Here is a 19,977-nt window from a genome sequence, read left to right on the forward strand (position 1 = left end):
AAGCTGTAGTCGATTATCTTCCTGACTGGAAAGTTTTTATCCAAGCCTTCATCACCTTCTTTATCCCATTTACAATTTCACGATTGCTTAGATGGATACGTTCTTCTAAGGAGAGGTATTAAATTGAAACGACGGAAGATCGAGATAAAGCTGTCCCAACAACAACAACAACAGACCAGTCAAATTGAAAAGCGGCCCGAGTCTTCTACAGTTCCATTTACAGGTAATATCACTATTGATTTAGACCAAATCAGGAAAGAACTCGGTCATAACTCTGACGTGATTTTTCGCGAGTTTTATTTAGGAAACACAGGAATTCGAGCGGCCATTATTTTCCTTTATGGGCTAACAGACAAAGAGATCATCAACAAATACATTTTAAAATCACTTATGGCCAATTTTCCAGAAAGACATAACCACCGAGAAGTCAGTCTAAAAGAATTTATTACAAATCAAGCTCTTTCTATTAGTGACTTAACAGAAGTTAATAATTTGCATGATACGGTATCTAAAATATTAACAGGTAATACAGCACTTTTAGTCGATGGCATACAGGAAGTCATCATTCTCGGCACGACAAAAGCGAAAGCGCGCAATATCGAAGAGCCTGTTTCAGAGGCTTTGGTTCGAGGTCCAAGGATTGGGTTTACAGAAACGTTAAGCGATAATACGGCCATTTTACGACAGCATGGATGTAATCACAATTTATCTATTATTCAAATTCAAGTCGGTGAAAGATCTAAAAAGGAACTTGTTATTGCTTTTATAAATGACATTGCAGACCCAGCATTGGTCGACGAGGTTAAAAAAAGAATTAAGACAATTAATATCGATGATCTGCCGGAATCAGGCTATGTGGAGCAGCTAATCGAGGATAATTACCTCAGCCCATTTCCTCAGGTGCAGAATACGGAGCGTCCAGACAGGGTTTTCAGTGCTTTGATGGAAGGCAGAATCGCGATTTTATTAGATGGATCACCTTTTGCTTTGATTGTCCCAGTTACCTTTAGCATGCTGCTGCAATCACCAGAGGACTATTATGAACGCTGGATTCCTGGCTCACTAATCCGCCTCTTGCGCTTTTTAGCTGCCTTTTTATCTCTTTTTGCACCTTCGATGTATATTGCTTTCATCTCGTTTCATCCAGGATTAATACCGACCAAGTTAGCATTATCTATTATTTCATCAAGGGAAGGCGTTCCTTTTCCAGCGTTGATAGAGGCACTAATTATGGAAATATCGATTGAAATATTGCGGGAAGCAGGTCTCCGCCTGCCCAAACCGATTGGACCTGCAATGGGGATTGTCGGCGGATTAATCATTGGGGAAGCTGCAGTACAAGCTGGGATTATTAGTCCCATTATGGTAATTGTGGTGTCCTTAACCGCCATTTCCTCCTTTGCAATCCCACAATATAGTGCCGGAATCACGTTAAGAATTCTTCGTTTTGTAGCGATGTTCTGTGCTGCAGTGTTTGGTTTGTATGGAATTATTTTGTTTTTCCTCATACTTTGCAGTCACTTGGTGAAATTGAAAAGTTTTGGAGTTCCATATGTCAGTCCAGCCGTTCCTTATCGAATAAGTGACTGGAAGGATTTTATCTTAAGAATGCCGCTATCAATGATGAAACGCCGTCCGAAAATGCTGGACACAAAGGATTCCATTCGTAAAGGGTGAACTGACTTTAAAAAAAGGGGGATGAACCAGCGATGAAAGTAAGTCATAAGGACCGTATTACAACGCCTCAAGCAGTAATTGTCCTGATCAATTATATTCTTGCAGCTGGAATCCTCACCCTTCCACGAACTTCTGTAGAAAAGGTGAAAACACCTGATGTCTGGTTGTCAGTCATCATCGGCGGTTTGATCGCAATAATTGCAGGTATAATCATGGTCAAATTGAGCCAGCAATTTCCTGAAAAAACCATCTATCAATACAGTCAAGTGTTGCTAGGAAAATGGTTAGGAGGCATGCTCAGCTTGCTAATTGTAGGTTACTTCTTTACCCTTGCAGCCTATGAAGTTAGAGCGCTGGCTGAGGTAACAGGTTTTTTTTTGCTGGAAGGCACCCCGATCTGGGCCATCATAATGCCGTTTATGTGGGTAGGACTTTATTTAGTCTTGGACGGAATAAACCCGATTGCCCGTCTGTTTGAAATCATTTTTCCAATCACAGTAGTTATCTTTTTGCTGGTAACCTTTATGGGATTCGAAATATTTGAGATAGATAATGTACGGCCCGTCTTAGGGTTAGGACTAATTCCTGTGTTAAAAGGTATAAAAACAACGGTTCTAGCATTTTTAGGACCGGAAATTATGTTGATCCTAACAGCATTTATGCAAAAACCGAATAAAGCCACGAAGGTTATTCTCGTTGGAATTGTTATTCCTATGATTTTTTACATTATAACCGTAATTATGGTCATCGGAGCATTATCAATTGATGGAGTCGTTTTGAGAACATGGCCCACGCTAGACCTCATTAGGAGCTTTGAAATCCAAGGATTGATTTTTGAACGCTTTGAATCGTTGTTATTAGTTATTTGGATTATGCAAATATTTTCCACCTTTACGATCACGTATTATGCTGCTTCCCTGGGTTTGTCCCAAATTTTTAAAAAGAAGATGAATCCATTTATATACGGTTTGTTATTCATTATTTATGTCATAGCTTTAATTCCCAAAAATATAAACGACCTTTTCAAATTTGGAGATTTAATTGGAAATGCTGCGTTGGTGTTATTTGGTGTAATTCCACTGCTATTATTGTTAATTTCGAAAGTGAAGGGTGGGAAAACATGAAACGAAGAAATTTTTTTCGGCATCTTAAATGTTCCCTAGTCCTTTTGCTCCTGCTGCAGCTTACGGGATGCTGGAGTAGTAAAGAAATTGAAGAATTGGGTCTTGTTGCAGGTACAGCACTGGATTTAGAAAAAAAGGCAGACTTAAGTGAAGAAATTGAGGGACAGGAGGAAAGGTATCCTAATAGGGTTATGATTACGATAACAAACCAATTAATAACCTCCCAGACAACGGAGAGTGGGAAAAAAACAGGTGCCCCGCAGCAAAAATCTTTCAAAAATGTATCGGAAACAGGGGATTCCATTCTTCCTATATTACGTAAGATGATTTTGAAGATTGATAAACGTGCTTTTGCTCAACATTCAAAAGTGATTGTCATTGGAGAGGATCTTACACGTACTTTGAATCTACAACAGATTTTGGATTTTTTTCTTAGAGAACAAGAGATGCGGTTAAGCGGTCTAATACTTATTGCTAAAAACAACGCTAAAAAAACTTTGGAATCGCAAGAAACCACTGTTATTCCAGCCTTTCATCTTTTTCAGATTACAAAAAGTCAAGAAAGAACCACGAAGATTTTGCCTCCCTTATCACTGGCTAAAGTAATGGGTAAGTTGCATTCTGGATCCAGTTTTCTTGTACAGACTGTGGTATCAGAGAATAGTGAAGTCAAATTTGCAGGAGCGGCTGTAATAAAAGGCAAGACAAAAAAACTGCTCGGTTTTTTGAATGAAAAAGAATTAGAGGGCTTAGCATGGCTAACAGGTAAAGGAAAAGGCGGGGTTGTGAAGAGCTTTGATGAAGAGACCAGCCAGCCGATTATTTACGAGATAAAATCAATGAAAAGTAAAATTCAGCCTCGGATTGTGAATAATAACATTTCATTTGATGTAAAGATTGAATCTGAAGGAAGTATTGCTGAGCATTGGGTTCCTTCAGGAAAACCCTTTGAAAATGAATTTCTAAAAAAAGCGGAAAAAACGACAGAAAAAGAAGTGGAGCGTTTAGTTAAAAATATATTAGTCAAAACCCAACAAAACTATAAGGTTGATATAGCAGAGTTAGGAAACAGATTGAGAATTGAATATCCCCGAGTTTGGGAGAAGGTTAAGAAAGATTGGGATCACACGTTTAGTAAGATTCCTATCAAGTACAATGTAAATCTAACCGTAAAGGATTATGGGACCAGTGGGTCAAATTAGCTTTTCAGCAATAATAAAATAATTAAATGAAGCCTAATTTTTCCTTTATGATAAATTAGGCTTTGTTAAGTTTTTGTAAAGATAATCACAATTAAAACCTTTGACAAAGACCAGACCTAGGTTTTTAACAATTTTTTTGCGTCAGCCATACCAATTTAGTTCAACCCGTAAAACTAGATAATACGCATAATTTATTATTATAATGAAGTTAACTTATGTAGGCGGGGGATATGATGAAAAATAAAATACTAGTAGTCGATGATGAACAGTCAATAGTCACCCTGCTTCAATATAATTTGGAGCAGGCTGGGTTTGAAGTTTTAACAGCGATGGATGGGGAAGAAGGAAAACAATTAGCTGAACTTGAATCGCCAGATATTATCGTTCTCGATTTAATGCTTCCAAAGCTGGATGGGATGGAAGTATGTAAGCAGCTTCGCCAGGAAAAAATCATGACGCCTATCTTAATGCTGACTGCCAAAGATGATGAACTTGATAAAATATTGGGTCTCGAGCTAGGTGCAGATGACTACATGGTCAAACCATTCAGCCCAAGAGAAGTGATAGCAAGAGTAAAGGCCATCTTAAGAAGAACGCAGGTTCAACAAGAAACTTCTGAAGAAAGCGGTAAAGAGGAATCACAAATTTTGATTGGAAATTTAATGATTCATCCAGAAAAATATGAGGCCTACTTTAAAGAGAATCTTATTGAGTTAACCTTAAAAGAATTTGAACTGCTCCTGTATCTCGCACAAAATAAGGGACGAGTATTAACCCGTGATCAATTACTTAGTGCTGTTTGGAATTATGACTTTGCTGGCGATACTAGAATCGTGGATGTCCATATCTCACATTTAAGGGAAAAAATTGAGGAAGACACCAAAAAGCCAGCCTATATTAAAACCATTCGCGGCCTTGGCTATAAACTGGAGGAGCCAAAAGGAGAATGATAAAATTTCGGACCAGAATGATCATTGCTCTAATCACCTTAATTATTTTTGTATTGGTTGGTATAGGATTATTGCTTGGTCAGTTATTTAAAAGCTATTTATTAGACTCACTTAATGATCACTCAAAAATAGTCATCTTGTGGAGCATCTCTTTATTTCTGGGGCTTGCATTAATTGTCATCATCATTCTTGGATTAAGAATAACGTCGAGGTATACGAAGCCGATTGTCGAAGCGACCAACGTTGCGATTGAGCTGACAAAAGGAAATTACCGGGCGAGAACAAGAGTCGACAGGCTCGATGAGACCGGTATGCTGGGCTCATCGATAAACAGGCTGGCTCAAAACCTTCAAGAGCTTGTGAAAACACAAGAAATGCAACATGATCGTTTGAAAGTATTGATTGAAAATATGGGTGCCGGTTTAGTTTTCATTGATAGCCGCGGGTACATCAATTTAATCAATAAAGGCTTTATTGATATTTTCCAAGTCAGCCCGTCTGATTACTTAAATAAACTTTATTATGAAGTCATTGAAGAAGAAGAAATTAGTGGTTTAATTGCAGAAGTATTTCGAACTGAGAAAAAGGTTAATAAACAAATATTAATTCCTTTATTTATTGAACGAAAATATTTTGTCGTATATGGTGTGCCGATAATTGGAACCAACAATGTTTGGAAAGGAGTTTTGCTCGTTTTTCATGATATTACAGAGCTGAAAAAACTCGAGCAAATGCGAAAGGATTTTGTGGCGAATGTTTCTCACGAATTAAAAACTCCTGTTACTTCTATTAAAGGATTTGCGGAAACACTCCTCGATGGAGCGATGAATAATAAAGAGACTTTGGAAGCCTTCCTTTCTATTATTTTAAAAGAAAGTGACCGGCTGCAAACGCTCATTCAGGAATTATTAGATCTTTCAAAAATAGAGCAGCAGGGCTTTCAATTAGCCATGCAGGATTTAGATTTATATACATTACTGGAAGAAGTTATTACACTTCTAAATGGTAAGGCACAAACAAAGGGAATTCATCTGGAACTTATAAGTAAACAGCAGCAAGTAATCATAAAAGGTGATGTCGACCGACTAAAGCAGGTATTTATCAATTTAATTGCCAATGCCATTACATACACACCAGCTGGGGGAGAGGTAAAAGTTATCCTGATTGAGCATGGTGAAAATGTTCGGATACATGTGAAGGACTCAGGTGTCGGAATTAAAAAAGAAGAAATTCCCCGTATTTTTGAACGCTTTTATCGGGTCGACCGGGCAAGAAGCAGAAATTCAGGCGGTACGGGTCTGGGGCTTGCCATTGTTAAACATTTAATCGAAGCTCATCATGGTCAAATCAGTGTTAGAAGTGAGCTTGGTGAAGGAAGCGAATTTATCATTGAACTTAAAAAATAATAGAGGGTGAAATTGTTGGAGAAGAAAAAGCTTGTGCTGATTGACGGCAATAGTATTGCCTATCGTGCTTTTTTTGCACTGCCGCTGCTTAATAATGACAAGGGGATACACACCAATGCGGTATACGGCTTTACGATGATGCTTATGAAAATACTCGAAGATGAAAAGCCGACACATATGCTTGTTGCTTTTGATGCCGGTAAAACGACCTTTCGTCATAAAACCTTTGGAGAATATAAAGGCGGAAGACAAAAAACCCCGCCTGAATTATCGGAGCAATTTCCGTTCATTCGTGAATTGCTCGATGCCTATGGAATCTCGAGGTACGAACTGGAAAATTATGAGGCGGACGATATAATTGGAACGCTTTCGTTGTCAGCGGAAAAAGATGGCTATGAAGTGAAGGTTATTTCAGGGGACAAGGATTTAACGCAGCTTTCCTCCGCTCATACTACGGTTGGAATCACACGAAAAGGGATTACCGATATTGAAGAATACACTCCGGGCCACGTTGCGGAAAAATATGGACTGATTCCAGAGCAAATTATTGATATGAAGGGATTAATGGGTGATACCTCCGATAATATTCCAGGTGTTCCAGGGGTTGGAGAAAAGACCGCGATAAAGCTGCTTAAGGAATTTACAACCTTAGAAAATTTGTTAAACTCGATCGATCAAGTCAGCGGAAACAAATTGAAGGAAAAGCTCGAGGAATTTAAAGACCAGGCTTTGATGAGTAAAGAACTTGCGACGATTGAAAGACAAGCACCTGTAGAAATAGATCTAGAAAGCATCCAATACGAAGGTTTTATACGTGAAAAACTAGTACCTTTCTTTAAAGAATTAGGTTTTAATTCATTACTGGACAAACTGGGTGAGGATACAACCATAAACGAAGAGAGGGAGCTGGAGGATGTTGAAGTCAATATCCCGTCGGAAATAACGCCAGAGATTTTTGCAGACAACAATTATTTTTACGTTGAAATGCTTGATGATAATTATCATTATGCAGATATAATAGGTTTTTCCATCGTTAATAAAAATGGACACTTTTACTTGCCAACGGAACTAGCCCTGCATTCGGAAGCTTTTAAAAATTGGGCTGAGGATGAAAACAAGAAAAAAACGGTTTATGATGTCAAACGTTCCGAGGTTTCATTAAGGAGGCATGACATCCATTTAAAAGGAGCCGATTTTGATATTTTGATGGCTTCCTATATCATAAATCCTTCTGAAAACATCGAAGATCTTGCCGCGATTGCGAAACGGTATGAATTACATAATATCCAATCAGATGAATCGTTTTATGGGAAAGGGGCAAAACGTAAAGTTCCGGAAGCGGCCAAGGTTGCGGAACATCTTGTTCGCAAAAGCCTGGCCATGTCCGATTTGAAAGAAAAATTGGAAGATGAATTAAGAAGCAATGAACAATATGAATTGTTTACAGAGCTCGAAATGCCATTATCGCTTATTTTAGCGGATATGGAATCTTGCGGTATCAAAGTAGAGCGGGAACGACTTGAAACGATGGGCAGGGAACTAAATGAACGGCTAATTGATATTGAGGAGAAAATTTGTGAATTAGCCGGTGAAAAATTTAATATCAATTCAACCAAACAGCTAGGTGTAATATTATTTGAAAAGCTAGGGCTCTATTCATTTAAGAAAACGAAAACGGGCCATTCTACATCCGCAGATGTCTTAGAAAAATTAGCAGGGGACCATGAAATTATTGAGCATATCTTGCTCTACAGGCAATTAGGAAAGCTTCAGTCAACCTATATCGAAGGGCTGCTTAAATTTATTAATCCAAATACTGAAAAGGTACATACACGATATCAACAAACCTTAACGGCAACTGGTCGATTAAGCTCGATTGATCCTAATCTGCAAAATATTCCAATCCGGCTTGAGGAGGGCCGCAGGATTCGACAGGCGTTTGTTCCGTCTGAACCAGGCTGGGTTATTTTTGCAGCAGATTATTCACAAATTGAACTCCGTGTTTTGGCTGATATTGCTGGTGATGAAAAACTGATACAAGCCTTTAAAGAAGACCTGGATATCCATACTAAAACAGCGATGGAGGTCTTCCATGTCGGCAAAGATGAGGTAACCTCAAATATGCGGCGGCAGGCAAAGGCAGTGAACTTTGGTATTGTCTATGGAATAAGCGATTACGGTTTGTCTCAATCGTTAGGAATCACAAGGAAGGAAGCGGGAGAATTTATTGAGCGCTACCTTGAGACCTATCCAGGTGTAAAGGAATACATGGATGACATTATCCATTCAGCAAGACAGAAGGGGTATGTTACCACATTGTTGCATAGAAGAAGATACCTTCCTGAAATAACAGCCCGTAATTTTAATCTTAGAAGTTTTGCAGAGAGAACAGCGATGAATACACCAATCCAAGGAACTGCTGCAGATATTATAAAAAAAGCAATGATTGATATGGCAGAAGCCTTAAAGGATAAAGGCTTAAAAACCCGTCTATTACTTCAGGTACACGATGAATTAATTTTTGAGGCGCCTGAAGAGGAAATAGAAATTCTAAAAAGCTTAGTGCCGCTAGTTATGGAAAATGCGCTCGAATTAAAAGTACCATTAAAAGTCGATTATGCTTATGGTTCAACTTGGTTTGACGCGAAATAAAAAGGGGGCCAAACGAAGTGCCAGAGCTTCCAGAAGTAGAAACAGTCAGGAAAACCTTAAAAAAACTAGTACTCCATAAAACAATCGAAAGCATTTCAGTTTTCTGGCCCAAAATCATAAAGAATCCTGTCGAAGTGGAGCAGTTTACCGATGCTCTAAAAGGTGAAACGATTCTGGATGTCGGCAGGCGAGGGAAATTTTTAATTCTGTATACGAACCAATTCGCCATGGTTTCCCATTTGCGGATGGAAGGAAAATATGGTCTACACCCTAAAGACGAGCCATTTGATAAGCATACACATGTAATTTTTCATTTTACAGATGGAACTGAATTAAGGTACCGCGATGTCCGCAAATTTGGAACGATGCATCTTTATAAAAAAGGCGAGGAATTCCTCAAGCCGCCCTTAATTGAACTGGGTCCTGAACCCTTTTCCAAGGAGTTTACAGAAGAGTATTTAGCTGAGAAATTGAAAAAAACGAATCGTAAAATAAAACCGGCTTTATTAGATCAGAAGCTCTTTGTTGGCCTTGGAAATATCTATGTCGATGAAGCCCTTTTTCGTTCAGGGATCCATCCTGAGAGGATTGCCAGCACACTAAACAAGAATGAAATATCCATTCTTCACCGTGAAATTGTCGCGACCTTAAGTGAGGCGGTCAAAAAGGGCGGCAGCACCATTCGATCGTATGTGAATTCTCAAGGTGAAATCGGTATGTTTCAGCTCGAATTATATGCATACGGACGAAAGGGCGAAGAATGTAAACGATGCGGGACACCCCTAGAAAAAACAACGGTAGGCGGCAGAGGCACTCACTTTTGCCCAAGCTGTCAAAAACTTTAAGTTTGTAAGAGTGGAGGATAATTGAATAACATCGGATAGGCTCCTGCCATATACTATCTTAGTGATTTTGGAGGAAGGAGTCCTAGACGTCATGGTTCAGTTGTTCTCACTTCTTATTCTGGCATTTGCCCTTAGCCTTGACAGCTTTAGTGTAGGTTTTACCTATGGACTGAGGAAAATGGTAATGCCGTTAAAATCAATTCTTATTATTGCAACATGTTCGGCGGTTTCTTTATTAATTGCCATAACAATCGGACATGGTCTTGAAAGGGTTTTGTCCCCGAAGATCACCGCAAGCCTGGGAGGCTTCATTCTGATTGCTCTTGGCGCTGGGGTGCTCTATCAATTTTTCCGGCCTGAGAAAGAAAAAGAAGTCCTTAAACATGAAAAAACTATAGTGAATTTTGAAATACGCTCCCTAGGAATAGCCATTAATATTTTGAAAAAACCAATGTCAGCCGACTTTGACCAATCCGGTACCATTACGGGAATAGAAGCGTTAATGCTTGGTTTAGCCCTGTCACTTGACTCTTTTGGAGCAGGAATTGGGGCAGCGATGCTTGGGTTCTCTCCTTTAATTTTATCCTTTACCGTAGCAACAATGAGTTCTCTATTTGTTCTATTAGGTATAAAAAGCGGAACCTTTTTTCATAAATTTGAATGGATTCAAAAGTTTACGTTCATTCCTGGTATCTTATTAATTATAATTGGAATATGGAAATTATAAGAATCGAGAAAGGATAAGAGCATGTCACTAATTATCGGTTTAACAGGCGGAATTGCCAGTGGAAAAAGTACCGTATCAAATATGTTCAAGGAAATGGATATTACAGTTGTCGATGCAGACGTTGAAGCACGCCTCGCCGTCATGAAGGGAGAATCTGCTTACAATCAAATTGTTAAAGAATTTGGTAAGGAGATTTTACTTGAGGATGGTGAAATCGATAGGCCGAAATTGGGCTCGATTATTTTTCACCAAGCTGAAAAAAGAAATCAATTAAATCAGATTGTTCATCCGGAAGTACGGAAAAGAATGAACTCAAAAGTTGAAGATGCTAAAAATCGTAAGGAACAAGTTGTGGTTCTAGATATTCCATTATTATTTGAAAGCAAGCAAACTTATTTGGTGGAGAAAACCATCCTGGTTTATGTAGACAAACAAACTCAATTAAAGCGATTAATCGAGAGAAATAATCTTTCAATAGAGGATGCGGAAGCAAGAATTCATTCGCAAATGCCACTCTCTGATAAAGTCAAATTAGCCGATGCCGTAATTGACAATAATGGATCAATTGCAGATTCAAAAAAACAGCTCATTGAAATATTATCGAGCTGGGGAATCAAGTAGAAATAGATTAAGAAGGAGCCGATCCTTCTTATTTTTTTTGAGTAAATGTCAGAATAATAAAACATTAAAAAATCCGCATTTTATTCATCACAATTAAGTTTAAATATGTTATACTAATTACATCAAGGAAACTAAAAAGTATAACATTAATGCGGAAGGGGTCATATAATGAAGGCAAGAGTAGCAATTAATGGATTTGGGAGAATCGGAAGGATGGTTTTTAGAAAAGCGATTCTTGAAAATAAACTTGATATTGTAGCAATCAATGCAAGCTATCCGGCCGAAACGTTAGCTCATTTATTGAAATATGATACAAACCATGGGCCTTTCCAAGGAGACGTCATTTCTTTAGATAATGAACTAATTGTGAATGGAAAAAGAATTAAATTGTTAAGCAACCGTAATCCTGAAGAACTTCCTTGGAGAGAACTTGGGATTGATATTGTTATTGAAGCTACAGGGAAATTTAATGCTAGAGAAAAGGCTGCGCTTCATCTAGAAGCAGGAGCCAAAAAAGTAATCTTAACTGCACCAGGTAAAAATGAGGATGTAACAATTGTTATGGGTGTCAATGATGAAATGCTCGACATCACACAGCATGATATTATTTCAAATGCGTCTTGTACAACAAACTGCCTTGCACCTGTTGCAAAGGTATTAGATGATAAATTTGGAATTGAAAGCGGTTTGATGACAACCATTCATGCCTATACAAATGATCAAAATAATATTGATAACCCTCATAAAGATCTAAGAAGAGCCCGTGGATGCGGACAATCTATCATTCCAACTACAACGGGAGCTGCGAAGGCTTTATCCCTAGTGCTGCCTCACTTAAAGGGGAAATTGCATGGAATGGCACTAAGAGTTCCTACACCAAATGTATCATTAGTGGACTTAGTAGTTGATTTGAAACAAGATGTAACTGTTGATGATATTAATAGAGCGTTTACTGAAGCAGCTGATGGTGCATTAAAAGGTATTTTAGATTTGACGATGGAACCGCTGGTATCCGTGGATTTTAATACAAACGAACATTCCGCTATCATTGATGGTCTTTCCACCATGGTAATGGGATCAAGAAAAGTAAAAGTACTTGCTTGGTATGATAATGAATGGGGCTATTCTTCACGCGTAGTCGATCTTACATTATATGTAGCAGAGGAAATTGCCAATATGCCAAAGGTTAAGGTTGGGTAAAAAAGCTGTCGACTGACAGCTTTTTTTGTTGCCTTTTTGCCTAATTTGAATATCATTACATGGAATTATTTAATACTTGCAAAAATTTCATTTTGATAGGTTGCAAAAAAAATATAAACAAAGTATACTAGTCATCGTGAACTTCTTGAAATTGGGAGTGAATAATTACTTAAAGGGTTAGGACCTCTCTGGACTAACTTTCCCCCGTGGTAATTGTTCTGTACCGTCAATAACAGAATTTCAAGAACGGATCTGAAAAAGGTTAGAGGGGGAATTGAATATGGAAACAATGGGACGTCACGTAATCTCTGAATTATGGGGATGCGACTTTGAAAAACTAAATAATATTGATTTTATTGAACAAACCTTTGTAGAAGCGGCTCTTAAGTCAGGTGCAGAAATTCGCGAAGTAGCTTTTCATAAATTCGCTCCACAGGGTGTCAGCGGGGTAGTCATTATTTCTGAATCACATCTAACCATTCACAGCTTCCCTGAGCACGGCTATGCAAGCATTGATGTATATACTTGCGGTGATTTAAATCCAAATATTGCAGCGGATTATATTGCTGAAGCGTTAAATGCCGAAACACGCGAGAACATTGAAATTCCACGCGGAATGGGTCCTGTTCAAGTTAAACAAGCAAGAATTCTTTAATTTAAATAAAACAAAAAATGTTAGAGGTGTATTCAGTACACCTCTTTTTATATTTTTGCTTTAATGTTGTACACTATAATAAAAGTGCAATTTGCAGGGGGTTTTTATGGCTAATTTATTTACTCGATTTAAAAGAGAAATTGAAACTTCAGACGGGAACTCTGATGCTTCACTGAAAACTCATTATTATAAAGCTACTTTTAATCAATTATTTGAATCAGCAGAAAAAATGTTTCGGGAAGACGCTGATTGCCGGATAACGACCGTTTCAAAAGAACATGGAGAAATTGCCGTTGAAATCAATAAACCATTCTCCTGCTTCCTTATTGCGACAATCGTTTCGGTAAAACCAATGCACACAGCAGTTGATTTTAATATTTCATCTGAGAAATTCTCCCTTCTGGGCATCTATCCGGACTTAAAAAAGCGGATCGACTCTTATTACCAGCGATTGAATCAATTACATACGACTATAAAAAACTCTTAATACTTCTACTTGTGAAAAGGTATTCTTTTTTATAAGATAATAGTAAGGATGTTGAACGGATTTATAGTGTAGAGTTGGAGTTGATTAGCAAATGAAATGCCCTTCATGTCAAAATTATGGAACTCGTGTACTTGATTCTCGGCCTGTTGATGAGGGACGTGCGACAAGACGTCGAAGAGAATGCGAAGAATGCGGCTATCGCTTTACCACTTTTGAGAAAATCGAAGAAATTCCTTTAATTGTCGTGAAGAAGGAAGGCACAAGGGAAGAATTTAGCCGTGATAAAATACTTCGCGGATTGATAAAAGCATGTGAAAAACGTCCTGTTGCCCTAAAGGAATTAGAGGATATTACACATGGAGTGGAAAAGGCACTTCGCAGCCAGGGTGTTTCAGAAATCAAAAGTGAAGCAATCGGCGAAATGGTCATGGATAGATTGGCGCATGTTGACGAAGTGGCCTATGTCCGCTTTGCTTCGGTTTACCGGCAATTTAAGGATATAAATGTTTTTATTGAAGAATTGAAGGAACTAATCAATAAAGAAAAATCTTAAGGGAGCTATCGCTCTCTTTTTAATTGAAGGGAGTGTTAAATGGGTATGGCGCAGCATTGGCAGGAAATTCTTCCAATTGACCGTTACCGGGTAGCGGCAAGTGGGATCTTGCATGAATATGACCGAAAAGTGCTGACGTTTTTATATCAGCCCTTAATTGGATCAGTCTGTTTTAGCCTCTATATGACACTTTGGTCGGAGCTTGAAGAAAATAGACTTTGGTCTGAACACTCTACACATCATCTCTTAATGAACCTGTTAGGGATGAATTTAAAGGATATCTATGAAGCACGCTTAAAGCTTGAGGGTATTGGTTTATTAAAGACATATGTGAAGAATGATGAAGGTGAGAGATCCTTCATTTATGAACTTCACCCTCCCTTAAATCCTGAACAATTCTTTTTAGATGGAATGTTAAATATTTATCTTTATCGAAAAATAGGAAAAAAACATTTTAACCGGCTTAAACGCTTTTTTTCGGATCAGAAAAAACCAAACGGAAAAGAATTCCAGGATGTAACGAAAGCTTTTCAGGATGTGTTTGCTTCAGCCACACCAGAAAGTATGCAGTATTTACAGGATACTTCAAAAGATTTGGAAGCGGAAGAAAATCAGCAATTTATTAGCCGTAATGAGCAAAGAGGAATTCAAATTGAAGTTGGTACCTTCGATTTTGATTTGCTGATGGCTGGTTTAAATGAATCGTTAGTACCCAAAAAGGCCTTAACCCCTAAAGTAAAAGAGGTTATTAGCAATTTGGCTTTCCTATATACAATTGACCCGCTGCAAATGAAAAATATTATTTTCAGTGCCTTAAATGAATCCAATGAAATTGATATTGAAGAATTAAGAAAAGGCGCCCGCGATTGGTATCAATATGTCAACCATGATCAACTGCCTAACCTGGTTGAACGGGTTCAGCCTGCTATTCATCAGGTTCAAATAACTGAGCCAAAAACACAGGAAGAACAACTGATTCGCTATTTGGAAACGACCTCTCCTTTGCAATTTTTAATAGACCTTTCAGGGGGAGCAGAGCCTTCAAAATCGGATATCCAAATTATTGAAGAGGTTATGTTTAAACAAAAGCTTCTACCTGGCGTGATTAATGTCCTTATTCATTTTGTCATGCTTAAAACAGATATGAAGCTGACAAAAGGCTATGTAGAAAAACTCGCCAGTCACTGGGCAAGATTGCAAATGAAGACCGTAAAAGAGGCAATGGACCTGGCGAAGAAGGAACATCGAACCTATCTTGGCTGGACGGAAAATAAAAAATCCGGTGGAAAAGGGGCAACAAACAAAAAGCCAATTCGGACAGAACTTATTCCAGATTGGTTTGATGAAAGTTCTAATCATACTGCTAAAGACCATTCACAAGCAAATATTTCTGAAGATGAGGCCAAAAAACGCGCCATCGAAGAGAAATTAAAGGCTTTTCGAAAATAGGGGGTGACGAAGGATGGAGAGAATTAATAAAACATTGCAGCGGCTCTCGGGAAATGAAAACTTTCAAAAACGGTTTGAAGAGCAGCGTCAAGAGGTGCTCCAAAATCCTGGGGTAAGAGCCTTTTTAATGGAGCATCAGGATGAAGTGACGCATGACATGATTAATAAGGGCCTGATAAAATTATTTGAATTCACGAAACAGAGCATTGGATGTAATAAATGTCCAAGTCTTGATAGATGTGTCAATATGATGCAGGGTTATCACCCCGAACTAGTGATCAATAGGGGCTCCATTGATGTTGTTTATAAACGATGCCAGAGAAAAGTAATCGCAGATGAAAAACGGAAAAACGAACAGCTCATCAAAAGCTTGTATGTCCCACGAGATATATTGGAAGCATCCTTCGAGGATTTTGAAGGAGATTCGGGCAGGCTGGATGCCGTTGATAAAGCAGCCACTTTTTTAATGAACTATGAAAAGGGCAAGAAACAAAAGGGATTATATTTTTACGGCAAATTTGGCGTAGGAAAATCCTATTTGTTAGGAGCCATTGCCAATGAACTTGCAAAGAAACAGATTTCCTCGATGATTGTTTATGTGCCAGAATTGCTAAGGGAAATGAAAAGTTCCATTGCCGATTCCACCTTAAATGAAAAAATCGAAGCGCTAAAAAAGGAACCTATCCTCATGATGGATGATATTGGTGCAGAAGCGGTATCCAGTTGGACGAGGGATGAAGTATTGGGGCCGATTTTACAGTTCCGGATGCTGGAAAGCCTGCCGACCTTTTTTACTTCAAACTTTGATTTGACCGGTCTCGAGCACCATTTGACCTATAGTCAGCGCGGCGAAGAAGAGAAAATGAAGGCGCGCCGGATTATGGAGCGGATTCGTTCCTTGAGTGAACCTGTTCTTGTGGACGGTCCGAACCGTCGTTAATCATCTTTATTTGGGATTGCCTAAGAAAAGGGCAGTTCTTTTTTTTATCTAAAATACAAATGCATCCATTCGCTAACTTCTATTTTGGCCAAGTCCCCCATATATATTTAAAACAAAGATTTGGTTAAAGGGGGGATTTGGTTGGTTGAAATCATTTTCCAAAGTAAGATGGATGCAATGAGGTTTTATAACCACTTACTAAAGTGTGTAAATAAATTGGAATGTGAAAATATTCTTCTTTTTGAAGATCGAAATATAGTGAAAATTTTAAATGGCTCTTTTATCGATAACGTTTTTGAAACAATCAAAAATGCATTTTATGAGTTTATTACCGTCATTAAACGGGATGATTGGTTTTGTGATATTTTGAAGAATCAATATTATTACGAGGATCAAGAAGAACAGCAGCAAATATTAGAGATTATATATTCCATACTTGAAGATCAAAGAGAAGACTTTAAAGGTTTATTGAAGGAAACGAGTGAGGAACCGAAAATTAAAGAGGCGATTGAGCAAATTTTTCAGGACAATGTCTCGTTTTCATTTGATTCATTGTTGAAATTTCGCTTGCGCCCCTATCTCCAGCTGCTCGAAAGCTATGTAGAGATTTCAATTGACGAATACAAAATGGAGCAGGAGTATCAAATGTTTGTCCAAATGCTCAGGGATTTTTTAGCGAACCGGGAACCGAAAATGGATGTACTACACATTTTGTTTGATGAAGAAATCACTTTTTACAATGAGCATTTGGTTGAAATGAAAAGGGGAGAATTAACAAAATTAATTGATCGGAAATTACTTTTTAATCATCCAGTTTATGTGGATTCTGCTTCGATCGCACCGCTTTTATCCATTGCACCAAACTCTATTTTTATTTATACAAAAAACGCAGATGAGCCATTGGTTAGAACCATTAAAAACATTTTTGAAGAAAGAGTGTCAATTCATTCGTATGATGCTCTTAGGGGAACAAAAAAATGGGCATCAGATACAAATTCTTCAGAAAATCATGCATAGGAAAATAAAATTTTGTCAATATTTAGTTTTATGTACCTTGATTTTTCAAAAATAAATCATTATAATAACCTACATAGCAAAATACCACAGTAAATGTAATGATGAGGATAACAGTATTTCTTTACGGTTTCTAGAGAGGGAGTCCAGCGGCTGAAAGTCTCCCAACACGGAAAAAATACTTACCACCTTTAAACTTCGGCAGTGAACACTTCATTCTTTGAGGTCAGTAATCGCCGACGGCTTCAACCGTTACCCAATCCTAAAGTCATGTTAAGGAAGGATTTAGCATGAAAAATTGGGTGGAACCACGTGTTTATTAAACTCGTCCCTTTTCCAGGGACGGGTTTTTTTATTTTTATAAAGCGACCTATTATGGCGCTCAAAATGAATGGAGGAATTGTTATGTCAGACGTTGTGAAGATTTCGTTTCCTGATGGGGCAGTAAAGGAGTTCCCTAAAGGAACAACAACGGAAGATATTGCCGCATCCATCAGCCCGGGCCTTAAGAAAAAGGCCATTGCGGGTAAATGGAACGGAGAAATGTATGATCTTCGCCGTCCAATCCTTGAGGATGGTCCTATAGAAATTGTTACACCAGAATCCAAAGATGCTTTAGAAGTGTTACGTCATAGTACAGCACATTTAATGGCTCAGGCTGTAAAGAGGCTTTTTCCAAACGTTAACCTTGGTGTTGGTCCTGTAATTGAAGGTGGATTCTATTATGATATGGATTTAGAGGAATCACTAACGCCTGAAGACCTGCCAAAGATTGAAAAAGAAATGGCGAAAATCGTCAATGAAAATATTGAAATTGTCCGCAAGGAAGTCAGCCGATCCGAAGCCGTTCAGATTTTTAAAGAAATGGATGATCCATATAAGCTTGAGCTTATTGAAGCAATTCCAAATGAAGAAACTGTAACTATTTATCAGCAAGGTGAATTTTTAGATCTTTGCCGTGGTGTCCATGTTCCATCGACTGGGAAAATTAAAGAATTTAAGCTATTAAGCATTGCCGGTGCTTACTGGCGAGGCGACAGCAACAATAAAATGCTGCAGCGTGTTTATGGAACTGCCTTTTTCAAGAAAGAAGATTTGGCTGAACACCTTCGCTTATTAGAAGAAGCAAAAGAGCGTGACCACCGCAAAATTGGTAAAGAATTGAGCCTTTTCACTAATTCGCAATTGGTTGGCCAGGGCTTACCGATTTGGCTTCCTAAAGGAGCAACAATCCGCCGTATTGTGGAACGTTATATTGTTGATAAAGAAGTACGTTTAGGCTATGACCATGTATATACTCCTGTAATGGGCAGTGTCGATTTGTATAAAACTTCCGGTCACTGGGATCATTATCAGGAAGACATGTTCCCGGTAATGGACATGGATAACGAGCAGTTGGTATTACGTCCAATGAACTGTCCGCATCATATGATGGTTTATAAAAATGCGATTCACAGCTACCGTGAGCTTCCAATTCGAGTTGCTGAACTTGGTACAATGCACCGCTATGAAATGTCAGGTGCCCTATCAGGATTGCAGCGTGTTCGTGGAATGACATTGAACGATGCCCATATCTTTGTTCGTCCAGATCAAATTAAAGATGAATTCAAACGGGTTGTAAACCTGATTTTAGATGTCTATAAGGACTTTAATCTGAGTGACTATTCCTTCCGGCTTTCCTACCGTGACCCGCAGGATACTGAAAAGTATTTTGACGATGATGCTATGTGGGAAAAAGCGCAGGGTATGCTGAAGGAAGCAATGGATGACCTTGGACTCGATTATTATGAGGCAGAGGGAGAAGCAGCTTTCTATGGTCCTAAGCTTGATGTTCAAGTGAAGACTGCATTAGGTAAGGACGAAACTCTCTCAACTGTCCAATTAGACTTCTTACTGCCAGAACGCTTTGATTTAAACTATGTAGGTGAAGACGGCAAACAGCACCGTCCGGTTGTTATTCACCGCGGTGTCGTGTCCACAATGGAACGTTTCGTGTCCTTCTTAATTGAAGAATACAAAGGAGCCTTCCCAACTTGGCTCGCACCTGTTCAGGTTCAGGTTATTCCTGTTTCACCTGGCGCGCATTATGACTATGCCCGCAAGGTTCAAGAGCAGCTTCAAAATGAAGGATTCCGCGTTGAATTAGATGGCCGTGATGAAAAAATCGGCTACAAAATCCGCGAAGCCCAAATGCAAAAAATCCCATATATGCTCGTTGTCGGCGATAAAGAAGTTGAAAACGGTGCTGTTAACGTCCGTAAATATGGCGAACAAAACTCAGAAACAAAGCCATTTGCAGACTTCCTTGCTTCCATCAAAGCAGAAGTGCAAAAAGGTTAAGGTTTTAGTAAGGGAGGTTTTTCCTCCCTTTTTTTATTAAAAAAACTATTGAATAATTTTTTATTTCTTGCTAAAATAAATTTCGTTGTCATAAGAAATGTTCATTTGACATTACATCTTTGCTTATGTTATAGT

The 19,977-nt window shown here is 38.4% G+C and carries 17 protein-coding genes and 1 other annotated feature; all 17 genes read left to right on the forward strand.

All coding sequences use genetic code 11. From position 1 onward, the window contains the following. Positions 1–117: 117 nt before the first annotated feature. Positions 118–1,677: a spore germination protein gene (locus LC455_RS11610; protein ID WP_440446398.1), complete on the forward strand. Its 1,560-nt coding sequence runs from the start codon at positions 118–120 to the stop codon at positions 1,675–1,677. A gap of 32 nt (positions 1,678–1,709) precedes the next feature. After that, positions 1,710–2,801, forward strand: a complete 1,092-nt coding sequence (locus LC455_RS11615) for a spore germination protein (protein WP_223591032.1) — start codon at positions 1,710–1,712, stop codon at positions 2,799–2,801. Then, on the forward strand, positions 2,798–4,003 hold the full coding sequence (locus tag LC455_RS11620) for a Ger(x)C family spore germination protein (protein WP_223591033.1): 1,206 nt from the start codon (positions 2,798–2,800) through the stop codon (positions 4,001–4,003). Before LC455_RS11615 ends, LC455_RS11620 begins: the two co-directional genes overlap by 4 nt. A 233-nt stretch (positions 4,004–4,236) precedes the next feature. Next, entirely contained in the window at positions 4,237–4,953 is a 717-nt protein-coding gene (locus LC455_RS11625) for a response regulator transcription factor (RefSeq protein ID WP_223591636.1), read from the forward strand. Further along, the gene (pnpS, locus tag LC455_RS11630) at positions 4,950–6,359 is read left to right on the forward strand and encodes a two-component system histidine kinase PnpS (protein ID WP_223591034.1); all 1,410 of its coding nucleotides are present in this window, start codon (positions 4,950–4,952) and stop codon (positions 6,357–6,359) included. The genes LC455_RS11625 and pnpS overlap by 4 nt, the downstream gene beginning before the upstream one ends. Before the next feature lie 12 nt (positions 6,360–6,371). Then, on the forward strand, positions 6,372–9,011 hold the full coding sequence (polA, locus tag LC455_RS11635; RefSeq protein WP_440446393.1) for a DNA polymerase I: 2,640 nt from the start codon (positions 6,372–6,374) through the stop codon (positions 9,009–9,011). A 17-nt stretch (positions 9,012–9,028) separates the two neighbouring features. Next, positions 9,029–9,856 carry a DNA-formamidopyrimidine glycosylase gene (gene mutM / locus LC455_RS11640; RefSeq protein ID WP_223591037.1) on the forward strand — a complete coding sequence of 276 codons (828 nt, stop codon included), beginning with the start codon at positions 9,029–9,031 and terminating at the stop codon, positions 9,854–9,856. 91 nt (positions 9,857–9,947) lie between these two features. Further along, positions 9,948–10,583 (forward strand): sporulation membrane protein YtaF, encoded by a 636-nt coding sequence (gene ytaF / locus LC455_RS11645; RefSeq protein ID WP_223591038.1) that lies wholly within the window; start codon positions 9,948–9,950, stop codon positions 10,581–10,583. A 21-nt stretch (positions 10,584–10,604) separates the two neighbouring features. Continuing rightward, positions 10,605–11,204, forward strand: a complete 600-nt coding sequence (gene coaE, locus LC455_RS11650) for a dephospho-CoA kinase (protein ID WP_223591039.1) — start codon at positions 10,605–10,607, stop codon at positions 11,202–11,204. 168 nt (positions 11,205–11,372) lie between these two features. Further along, entirely contained in the window at positions 11,373–12,404 is a 1,032-nt protein-coding gene (locus LC455_RS11655; protein WP_223591040.1) for a glyceraldehyde-3-phosphate dehydrogenase, read from the forward strand. Between the two features lie 280 nt (positions 12,405–12,684). Next, positions 12,685–13,059 (forward strand): adenosylmethionine decarboxylase, encoded by a 375-nt coding sequence (gene speD, locus LC455_RS11660; protein ID WP_223591041.1) that lies wholly within the window; start codon positions 12,685–12,687, stop codon positions 13,057–13,059. Positions 13,060–13,165: 106 nt separating this feature from the next. Beyond that, entirely contained in the window at positions 13,166–13,546 is a 381-nt protein-coding gene (locus LC455_RS11665; protein WP_223591042.1) for a hypothetical protein, read from the forward strand. Between the two features lie 91 nt (positions 13,547–13,637). Next, complete coding sequence (gene nrdR, locus LC455_RS11670) at positions 13,638–14,099, forward strand: transcriptional regulator NrdR (protein WP_223591044.1); 462 nt, start codon at positions 13,638–13,640, stop codon at positions 14,097–14,099. A 45-nt stretch (positions 14,100–14,144) separates the two neighbouring features. Beyond that, the gene (locus LC455_RS11675; protein ID WP_223591637.1) at positions 14,145–15,548 is read left to right on the forward strand and encodes a replication initiation and membrane attachment family protein; all 1,404 of its coding nucleotides are present in this window, start codon (positions 14,145–14,147) and stop codon (positions 15,546–15,548) included. 13 nt (positions 15,549–15,561) lie between these two features. Next, a complete protein-coding gene (gene dnaI / locus LC455_RS11680) occupies positions 15,562–16,488 on the forward strand; it encodes a primosomal protein DnaI (RefSeq protein ID WP_223591046.1) in 927 nt (308 codons plus the stop codon). Positions 16,489–16,629: 141 nt separating this feature from the next. Beyond that, positions 16,630–17,505 (forward strand): putative sporulation protein YtxC, encoded by an 876-nt coding sequence (gene ytxC / locus LC455_RS11685; protein WP_223591047.1) that lies wholly within the window; start codon positions 16,630–16,632, stop codon positions 17,503–17,505. Between the two features lie 89 nt (positions 17,506–17,594). Further along, positions 17,595–17,838: a binding site (T-box leader), on the forward strand. Between the two features lie 69 nt (positions 17,839–17,907). Beyond that, positions 17,908–19,842, forward strand: coding sequence for a threonine--tRNA ligase (thrS, locus tag LC455_RS11690; protein ID WP_223591048.1), 1,935 nt, complete (start codon positions 17,908–17,910; stop codon positions 19,840–19,842). Positions 19,843–19,977 lie beyond the last annotated feature (135 nt).

The organism is Neobacillus bataviensis, assembly GCF_019969725.1.